Consider the following 9,586-nt stretch of genomic DNA (forward strand, 5'->3'; position numbering starts at 1 on the left):
CGCGCTGCCCAGGCCCGCGGCGAGCTCGCCGTAGGTCGCCGTGCGCCCGCGCGGGATGGCTGCGATGGCCGCCCACACGCGGCGGCGGAAGGGCGTGCCGCAGGGCGCGAGCGCCACCGGGAAGGGCTGGTCGGGGTCCTCGATCCAGGCGCGCAGCGCGTGCGCGGCCGCGCCGGCGGTGGCGTTGCGCGGGTCGTGCAGCGGCGTGCCCGGGGGCAGGAAGACGAGCTCCTGCACCTGCCCGTCGTGCGCGCGGATGCCGAAGGGGCCGAAGGGCAGCGCGATGATCGCGTCGAAGGCCGACGGGTCCGCGCCGCCCGTCGTCGTGACGGACGTCTGGCTCACTGCGGCTTCTTGAGCAGCGCCTCGCGAAGCTCGCTGTCGGCCGGGCGCTCGCCCAGCCAGATGCGCAGCAGCGCGGGGTAGAAGGCGACGTCGGCGATGTCCTCGCCGTGCTGCTTCGCATCGACCAGCAAGCGGGTCGCGCCGCTGCCGAGGCGATCGAGCACGATCTCGGTGCCGGCCTTGACCTCGCCGACCGCGGCCAGCGCCGCGAGCAGCGTGTCGGTGGCGGGCTTGAGCGCGGCGAGCGCGGCGGCGTCGTGGTTCTTCTCGAGGCCGGCCTGCAGGGCGTCGCCGAACTGCTTCGCCTCGAGGTCACGGATCGGCACGATGCGGATGCGCTTCTCGCCCTTGTCGGCGAGGATCGCGCCGGCCTCGGCGAGCGGGGCGCGCAGGTAAAGGCCCATCGCATAGACCTTGAAGCCCAGCCGGGTGCGCAGGCCGGCGCCGTTGAGCTCGAGCGCGCGCTGCTGCACGGTCTGCCGCGTGGCGAAGTCGACGTTGCCGACGGTGATGGCGGCCTGGGCGAGGCCGGCCGAGAGCAGGGCGGCGGCGATCAGGCTGCGGAGGATGCGGGTGCTCATGAGCTTCCTTGTGTGGGTCTGGCCGGCGGTGTCAGCGGCGCACTTCGCCGTTGCCGAACACGATCCATTTCTGGCTGGTCAGGCCCTCCAGGCCGACCGGGCCGCGGGCGTGGATCTTGTCGGTGGAGATGCCGATCTCCGCGCCGAGGCCGTACTCGAAGCCGTCGGCGAAGCGGGTGGAGGCATTGATCATCACCGAGGACGAATCTACCTCGCGCAGGAAGCGCATGGCGTGGGAGTAGTTCTCGGTGACGATCGCTTCGGTGTGGCCCGAGCTGAAGCCGTTGATGTGTTCGATCGCCTCGTCGAGGCCGGCGACGATCTTCACCGCGAGGATGGGGGCGAGGTACTCCTCGTGCCAGTCGGCCTCGGTCGCCACCACCAGCCTGGCTTCGGCGATGCCGGCCTCACGCAGCAGGGCGAGCGACTCGGCGCAGCAGCGCATCTCCACGCCCTTGGCGGCGAGCATGCGGGCGATCTCGGGCAGGTAGATGTCGGCGACGTCGCGCGCGACGAGCAGCGATTCGGCGGTGTTGCAGGTGCCGTAGCGCTGGGTCTTGGCGTTCTCGACGATGGGCACGACCTTGGCGGGGTCGGCTTCATCGTCGATGTAGACGTGGCAGTTGCCGTCGAGGTGCTTGATCACCGGCACGCGCGCGTCCTTCGAGATGCGCTCGATCAGGCCCTTGCCGCCGCGCGGCACGATCACGTCCACGTACTCGGGCATGGTGATCAGCGCGCCCACGGCCTCGCGGTCGGTGGTCTCGACGACCTGCACGGCGTGCTCGGGCAGGCCGGCCTGGACGAGGCCCGCGCGCACGCAGGCGGCGATCGCGCGGTTGGCCTGGATCGCCTCCTTGCCGCCGCGCAGGATCGCGGCGTTGCCCGACTTGAGGCACAGCGCCGCGGCGTCGGCGGTGACGTTGGGGCGGGCCTCGTAGATGATGCCGATCACGCCCAGCGGGACGCGCATCTTGCCGAGCGCGATGCCGGAGGGGCGGCGCTTGATGTCGCTCATCTCGCCCACCGGGTCGGGCAGGGCGGCGACCTGCTCGAGGCCGGCGGCCATGGCCTCGACGCCTTTCTCGTCCAGCGTCAGGCGGTCGATCAGCGCCGGCTCCAGGCCGGCGGCGCGCGCCTCCTCGAGGTCGCAGGCGTTGGCGGCGAGCAATTCTGCGCCGTGCGCGCGGATCTCGGCGGCCATCGCGATCAGGGCGGCGTTCTTGGCCGCGGTGGAGGCGGCGGCGAGCACGCGCGAGGCGGCGCGGGCCTGGCGGCCCAGGGTCTGCATGTAGTGCTGGATGTCCATGGGGGGCTCTTCTTCGGCGTCGGTCGCGGCGTTCGGGATCGCCGCGGGGCAAGCCGGCATTAAAGCATCGAACCGGATGCGGATGAAGCCTGGCGCGGGTGCGTCGCGAGTGCAGTGCGAGGGGGTGCGAGTGGGAACGCGAGTGAGGGCGTACCAGTGGGGCGTGATTTAGCCGTGGCGCGCGAGGCGCAGGGCGAGCTGAAGGAACTCGTCCCACAGGTCGCCGCTGGCGAGGCCCTTGATCATGCGGTCGATGCGTGCGGCGTGCATCAGGGCGGCGCGCAGCTTGCCCTGGCCGAGGCGCCCGAGCGCGCGCGTCATCGCCTGCTGGCGGCGCGGGTCGAAGATGCGCTCGGCCTTGAACAGCGTGGCCAGGGGCTGGCCTGCGTCGCGCCCGGCGCACAGCGTGGCGAGGCTGCGCGTCTCGTGGGCGAGCGCCCACAGCACCAGCGGCGGGGCGGCGCCCTCGCCCTCGAGGCCCTCGAGCAGGCGGGCACAGCGCGCCGGGTCGCCCTCGATGACGGCCTGGCGCAGCTTGTCGATGTCGTAGCGCGCGACGTCGAGCACCGCGTCCTGCACCTGCTCGAGCGTCAGCGCGCCCTCGCCGTGCAGCAGGCCGAGCTTGAGGATCTCCTGGTGCGCGGCGAGCAGGTTGCCCTCGACGTGATCGGCGATGAAGGCGAGCGCCTCGCGCGGGGCGGACTGCTTCTGCGCGGCGAGCCGGTGCGCGACCCACTCGGGCAGGCGCTCGCGCTCGGGGGCGTCGAGCTCCAGCGTCGTCGCGGCGTCGGCGAGCGCCTTGAACCATGCGGTCTTGCGCGTCGCCCAGTCGACCTCGGGCAGGGTGACCAGGGTCAGCGTCTGTGACGGCAGGTGGGCGATGTAGCGCTGCAGCGCGTCGCCGCCGTCGCGGCCGGGCTTGCCGGTGGGAATGCGCAGGTCGATCAGCTTGGCGCCGCCGAAGAGCGACAGGTTGCCCGCGGCGAGGGTGAGCGCGTCCCACTTGAAGCCGTGGCCGACGACGAGGGTCTCGCGCTCATCAAAGCCCTGGCGGCGTGCCGCGGCGCGGATCGCGTCGGCGGCCTCGAGCACCAGCAGCGGCTCGTTGCCGTGCAGCAGCCAGAGCGGCGCGAGCGGGCGCTCGAGCTGGGCGGCAAGCTGGTCGGGACGCAGGTTCACGCGGGACGGCGCGCCGGGTTCAGCTGCTGCGGCGGGCGGCGCCGAGCCGGCGCATCAGCTGCTGCACCAGATCATTCTGCATGTCGCGGTAGAGCAGCGCCTCTTCCTGCTCCTTGCCGAGGACCTGGCTGTCGTCGAAGGTGTATTCGCGCCGCGCCGACAGGCTGGTGGGCGGGATCAGCACCTTGCCGGCGCGGTCGAGCAGCTGGAAGCGCAGCGACTGCACGAGCTGGTATTCGCGCACATTGCCCGCGCCGGTGAGGCTGAGGATCTCGCGGCCGCGGTCGTTGGAGAGGACCTGCAGGCGCGCCTCGGCCTTGGCCGCGTCCTCCTCCACCCGGGTGGTGCCGGTGGTCGCGATGAGGCGACGCAGCTGGGCGCCGAACTCGGTCTGCTCCGGGATGTTGATGTGTACGGTCTCGAAGTCGAGCGCCTGCGGGCCGCGCAGGTGGAAGCCGCAACCCGACAGCAGCACGGCCGCGGCGGCGAGTGCGCCGCCGAGCAGTCGCCGCCGCGCGTTGGCGGTGACGGAACCAGGAGCGCGCATGCCGGACGTCCTCACGCGACGATGTTGACCAGGCGGCCGGGCACGACGACGACCTTCTTCGCCGGCTTGCCCTCCATGAACTTCTGCGCCGCTTCCGAGGCCAGCGCCAGCGCCTCGATGTCGGCCTTGGGCGCGTCGGCGGCCACCTTGATGCTGCCGCGCAGCTTGCCGTTGACCTGCAGCATCAGCTCGATCTCGTCGCGCTCGAGCGCCGCCTCGGCGACCTCCGGCCACTGCGCCGCCAGGATGTCGGCGCCGAAGCCGCAGTCCTGCCACAGCGCGTGGCAGATGTGCGGGGTGATCGGCGACAAGAGGCGCAGCAGGATGGAGAAGCCTTCCTCGGCCACTTCGGCATGCGCGGCTGGCTCGGCGCCGGCCAGATCCTTGTGCGCCTTCTCGAGCGCGTTGAGGATCTTCATCGCCGCCGACACGACGGTGTTGAACTGGTGCTTACCGAAGTCGTAGCTCGCCTGCTTGAGGTGGGTGTGCACCTCGCGGCGCACGTCGGCGGCCGCAGCGGGCAGCGCATTGGCGGCGAGCTTGCGCTCGGCGGGCAGCGCGCCGCGGGTGGCGGTGGCGAAGGCGTGGCCGTAGTTCCATACCCGGCGCAGGAAGCGCGAGGCGCCCTCGACGCCAGCGTCGGACCACTCGAGCTGCTGGTCGGGCGGCGCGGCGAACATCATGAACAGGCGCGCGGTGTCGGCGCCGTACTGGTCCACCAGCGACTGCGGGTCGACGCCGTTGTTCTTCGACTTCGACATCTTCTCGGTGCCGCCGATGACCACCGGCAGGCCGTCCGCTTCCAGCTTCGCGGCGACGATGCGGCCCTTCTCGTCACGCTCGACCACCACGTCGGCCGGGTTGATCCACTGCTTCTTGCCGCCGTCGAGCTCGCGGTAATAGGTCTCGGCCACCACCATGCCCTGCGTGAGCAGCGCGCTGAAGGGCTCGGAGACATTCACCAGCCCGCAGTCGCGCATCGCGCGGGTGAAGAAGCGCGAGTACAGCAGGTGCAGGATGGCGTGCTCGATGCCGCCGATGTACTGGTCGACCGGCGCCCAGTAGTTGACGCGCTCGTCCACCATCGCGGTCGTGCTGTCGGCGCAGGCGTAGCGCAGGAAATACCACGACGACTCGACGAAGGTGTCCATCGTGTCGGTCTCGCGCTTGGCCGGCTTGCCGCACTTGGGGCACGAGCATTCGTAGAACGAAGCCATCTTGGCCAGCGGCGAGCCGCGGCCGGTGATCTCCACGTTCTCGGGCAGCACCACCGGCAGCTGCTCGTCCGGCACCGGCACGTCGCCGCAGTCGGCGCAGTGGATCATCGGGATCGGGCAGCCCCAGTAGCGCTGGCGCGAGATGCCCCAGTCGCGCAGGCGGTACTGCACGCGCTTGGCGCCCAGGCCTCTCGCGGCGAGGTCGGCGGCGATCGCATCGACCGCGCCCTGGAAGTCGAGGCCGTCGTACTTGCCGGAATTCACCAGGCGGCCGTAGTCGGCGTAGGCGTCCTGCCAGGGGGCGACGGTGTCGGCGTAGGCCTCCGAGCCGACCACCATGCGGATCGGCAGTTCGTATTTGTTGGCGAAGGCGAAGTCGCGCTCGTCGTGCGCCGGCACCGCCATCACGGCGCCTTCGCCGTAGCCCATCAGCACGTAGTTGGCGACCCACACGTCCAGCGGCTCGTCGCTGAGCGGATGGCGTACCTTGAGGCCGGTGGCCATGCCCTTCTTTTCCATCGTGGCGATGTCGGCCTCGGCGACGCCGCCGCGCTTGCATTCCTCGATGAACTCGGCGAGCGCCGGGTTGCTGGCCGCGGCCTGGGTGGCGAGCGGGTGCTCGGCGGCCACGGCGACGTAGGTGGCGCCCATCAGCGTGTCGGCGCGGGTGGTGAACACCTTCAGCGCGCCCTCGTGGCCGATGCTGGAGACATCGAAGGGAAAGCTGATCTCCACGCCTTCCGAGCGCCCGATCCAGTTCTTCTGCATCAGCTTGACCTGCTCGGGCCAGTCCGGCAGGTCGTCCAGCGCACTCAGCAGCTCGTCGGCGTAGGCGGTGATCTTCATGTAGTACATGGGGATCTCGCGCTTCTCGACGAGCGCGCCCGAGCGCCAGCCGCGGCCGTCGATGACCTGCTCGTTGGCGAGCACGGTCTCGTCCACCGGGTCCCAGTTGACGGTGCCGAGGCGCTTGTAGATCAGGCCCTTCTCGAACAGGCGGGTGAACAGCCACTGCTCCCAGCGGTAGTACTCGGGGGTGCAGGTGGCGAGCTCGCGCGACCAGTCGATGGCGAAGCCGAGGCGCTTGAGTTGCGCCTTCATGTAGTCGATGTTGGCGTAGGTCCACTTCGCCGGCGGCACGTTGTTCTGGATCGCGGCGTTCTCGGCCGGCATGCCGAAGGCGTCCCAGCCCATGGGCTGCAGCACGTTGAAGCCCTTCATGCGGTGGAAGCGCGCGAGCACGTCGCCGATGGTGTAGTTGCGCACGTGCCCCATGTGCAGCTTGCCCGAGGGGTAGGGGAACATCGACAGGCAGTAGTACTTCGGACGGCTCGCGTCCTCGGTCACGCGGAAGGCGTCGGTGGAGTCCCAGTGCTGCTGGGCGGCCGTCTCGAGGGCGGCGGGCTGGTATTTTTCCTGCATGGCGGGCGCGCGGGCTGGATGACGTTGAAAACACGCCAGTATACCGTGAAGCGCGGAGCCGGGCGCTGCCGATGCCTGGCGCGGCCGGGCAATCGCACGCAGGCGTGCCCGGCGCAGGCAAAAAAATGGCGCTCCGCGTGAGCAGAGCGCCGAATCTCCATTGAAGGAGGGAGGGAGACAAGCAAGCGTGGTCGCGCCGCCGGAGCGGCGCGAGGGATTCGGGGGACGGTGGCGCTCAGGCCGCGCGTCGGTGGTCGGCGCCGTGCTGGCGCTGCCAGCTCGTGTGGAAGGCCGAGAACAGGTCTTCCATGGCGATCAGCGGTAGCCGCCACATGCGGTTCTGGGTACGGACGTAGGATTGCACGCGCGGGGCGCACAGGGTGATGCGCTCTTCTTCGAGCAGGCGCACGAGGTGGTCCATGGCCGCGCCCCAGTACTCGGCGTTGCCGACCCAGCCGGTTTCGGCGGTCGCTTCGCGTACGGCCTTGCGCCACAGGGTTTCGGCGCGCTCGATCGAGACGCCCGCTTTGCGGGCATACCAGGGCAGCAGCTTGGGCGTTTTCATGATGCGTTCTCCATCGGGGCCGGGTGTGGCCCTTGTTTCGGCAACCGCTTTCTGGGCGGTGGCCTTATCAAAAAATGTTGTGGCGCAATATTAAGGGAGCGCCCGGTTTAGTTCCTTGATTCTGCACAATTCCGACCGGTTGTTCCGTGAAAAGGTTCCTGGAAACCGATCGATTTGGTGCAGTGCACAACTGCAATTTAGCGCAATCCCGGAAAGCTGCAAGCACGATGTTGTTGCGGCGCAACATCATGTTGTCTTCCTTTCTCTCCGGTTCGCCCGGTCCGTCGTGTCGGCCTCGTCCCCACGGGCCGATACAATGCCGGCTCGAAGAGGAAACGCGATGTCCACCCTGCTGAGCAACCTGAACCCCGAACAACTGCAGGCGGTGAGCCTGCCCGCGCAACACGCCCTGATCCTGGCCGGGGCCGGATCGGGCAAGACGCGGGTGCTCACCACCCGCATCGCCTGGCTGATCCAGTCCGGCCAGGTCGATCCGGCCGGCATCCTCGCGGTTACATTCACCAACAAAGCCGCCAAGGAAATGCTCGCCCGCCTCGGCGCGATGCTGCCGGTGAGCACCCGCGGCATGTGGGTCGGCACCTTCCACGGCCTCTCCAACCGCCTGCTGCGCGCCCACCACCGCGACGCCGGGTTGCCGCAGCTGTTCCAGATCCTCGACTCGTCCGACCAGCTCGCGGCGATCAAGCGCCTGCTGAAGACCTTGAACGTCGACGACGAGAAATTCCCGCCGCGCGAGCTCCAGCACTTCATCAATGGCCAGAAGGAAGCCGGCAACCGCCCGCATGCGGTCGAGGCCTGGGACGACTACACCCGCCTGCGCGTGCAGCTTTACCAGGAGTATGAGGCGCAGTGCCAGCGCGAGTCTGTTGTGGATTTTGCGGAGTTGCTGCTGCGCAGCTACGAGCTGCTCGAGCGCAACGAGCCGCTGCGCCGGCACTACCAGCGTCGCTTCCGTCACATCCTGGTCGACGAGTTCCAGGACACCAACCGCCTGCAGTACCGCTGGCTCAAGCTCTTCGCCGACGAGGGCCGCGAGGGCGGCGCGGCGATGTTCTGCGTCGGCGACGACGACCAGAGCATCTACCGCTTCCGCGGCGCCGAGGTCGGCAACATGCGCGACTTCGAGCGCGAGTTCCGGGTGAACAACGTGATCCGCCTGGAGCAGAACTACCGCTCGCACGCCAACATCCTCGACGCCGCCAACGCGATCATCCTTCATAACAGCAACCGCCTCGGCAAGAACCTGTGGACCGACCAGGGCGCGGGCGAGCCGATCCGCGTCTTCGAGGCCTATGCGGACGCCGACGAGGCGCGCTGGATCGTCGAGGAGATCCAGGCCCTGGTGCGCGACGGCGCGCTGCGCAGCGAGATCGCGCTGCTCTACCGCTCCAACGCGCAGTCGCGCGTGCTCGAGCACCAGCTCTTCGCGGCCGGCATTCCCTACCGCGTGTATGGCGGGCTGCGCTTCTTCGAGCGCCAGGAGATCAAGCACGCGCTCGCCTACCTGCGCCTGATCGCCAACCCGGACGACGACACCTCGTTTGCGCGCGTGGTGAACTTTCCGACCCGCGGCATCGGCGCGCGCTCGCTGGAGGTGCTGACCGACGCCGCGCGCACGTACAACACCAGCCTCTACGCCACCGTGCCGCATCTGTCCGGCAAGCCCGGCAGCGCGCTCGCGGTTTTCGTGCGCCTGGTCGAGGACCTGCGCCGCGACACCGCCGGCCTGCCATTGCCCGAACTGGTCGACCACGTGCTCGACCTGAGCGGCCTGCGCGCGCACTACAAGGCCGACAAGGAAGGCCGCGAGCGCCTGGAGAACCTCGACGAGCTCATCAACGCCGCGGCCAACTTCCTCGCCGAGGCCCAGGTCCATTCCGGCGCCGGCGAGGCGCTGGCGCAACCGCACGCGCTGCTGGCGGACTTCCTCGCCCACGCCTCGCTGGAGGCGGGCGACCACCAGGCCGACCAGGGCGCGGACGCGGTGCAGCTGATGACCGTGCACGCCGCCAAGGGCCTGGAGTTCGACGTGGTCTTCCTGTCCGGGCTGGAGGAGGGGCTGTTCCCGCACGAGAACAGCATCCTCGAGCAGGACGGGCTGGAGGAGGAGCGCCGCTTGATGTACGTCGCGGTGACGCGGGCGCGCGAGCGCCTGTACCTGAGCTTCGCGCAGAGCCGCATGCTGCACGGGCAGACGCGCTACAACCTGCGCTCGCGCTTCCTGGAGGAGGTCCCCTCGGGGCTGACCAAGTGGCTGACCCCGCCCAGCCCGCGCGCGGCGGCCGGCGGCGCGATGGGCGGCATGGGCGGGGGCTACTTCAAGTCCTCGCCCAAGTCCGCCGCGGGCGGCACGGCGCAGGTGCCGCGCGCGCCGCGCCCGGCCTTCGCCACGCTGCCCGG

At 69.8% G+C, this 9,586-nt stretch carries 8 protein-coding genes; 1 reads left to right on the forward strand and 7 read right to left on the reverse strand.

Going from position 1 to position 9,586, the window contains the following annotated elements; genetic code table 11:
* The 7 genes from C667_RS16250 to C667_RS16280 all read right to left on the reverse strand — a co-directional run.
* Positions 1 to 345, reverse strand: a 345-nt coding sequence (locus tag C667_RS16250; RefSeq protein ID WP_004369888.1) for a methylated-DNA--[protein]-cysteine S-methyltransferase, incomplete at its 3' end; no start/stop codon positions are given.
* Positions 342 to 926 carry a chalcone isomerase family protein gene (locus C667_RS16255; protein WP_004369890.1) on the reverse strand — a complete coding sequence of 195 codons (585 nt, stop codon included), beginning with the start codon at positions 924 to 926 and terminating at the stop codon, positions 342 to 344. The genes C667_RS16255 and C667_RS16250, both read right to left, overlap by 4 nt.
* 31 nt (positions 927 to 957) lie before the next feature.
* The gene (locus C667_RS16260; protein WP_004369891.1) at positions 958 to 2,235 is read right to left on the reverse strand and encodes a glutamate-5-semialdehyde dehydrogenase; all 1,278 of its coding nucleotides are present in this window, start codon (positions 2,233 to 2,235) and stop codon (positions 958 to 960) included.
* 168 nt (positions 2,236 to 2,403) lie between these two features.
* Positions 2,404 to 3,414: a DNA polymerase III subunit delta gene (gene holA / locus C667_RS16265; protein ID WP_004369893.1), complete on the reverse strand. Its 1,011-nt coding sequence runs from the start codon at positions 3,412 to 3,414 to the stop codon at positions 2,404 to 2,406.
* A gap of 19 nt (positions 3,415 to 3,433) precedes the next feature.
* Positions 3,434 to 3,961: an LPS-assembly lipoprotein LptE gene (locus tag C667_RS16270; protein ID WP_004369895.1), complete on the reverse strand. Its 528-nt coding sequence runs from the start codon at positions 3,959 to 3,961 to the stop codon at positions 3,434 to 3,436.
* 11 nt (positions 3,962 to 3,972) lie between these two features.
* Complete coding sequence (gene leuS / locus C667_RS16275; RefSeq protein ID WP_004369897.1) at positions 3,973 to 6,600, reverse strand: leucine--tRNA ligase; 2,628 nt, start codon at positions 6,598 to 6,600, stop codon at positions 3,973 to 3,975.
* A 235-nt stretch (positions 6,601 to 6,835) separates the two neighbouring features.
* A complete protein-coding gene (locus C667_RS16280) occupies positions 6,836 to 7,165 on the reverse strand; it encodes a hypothetical protein (RefSeq protein ID WP_004369898.1) in 330 nt (109 codons plus the stop codon).
* Between the two features lie 340 nt (positions 7,166 to 7,505).
* On the opposite strand from C667_RS16280, the gene C667_RS16285 reads away from it, so the two are divergent.
* Positions 7,506 to 9,586: UvrD-helicase domain-containing protein (locus C667_RS16285; RefSeq protein WP_004369900.1), on the forward strand; the 2,081-nt coding region annotated here is incomplete at its 3' end.

The organism is Thauera phenylacetica B4P, assembly GCF_000310225.1.
In the GTDB taxonomy this organism is placed as follows: domain Bacteria; phylum Pseudomonadota; class Gammaproteobacteria; order Burkholderiales; family Rhodocyclaceae; genus Thauera; species Thauera phenylacetica.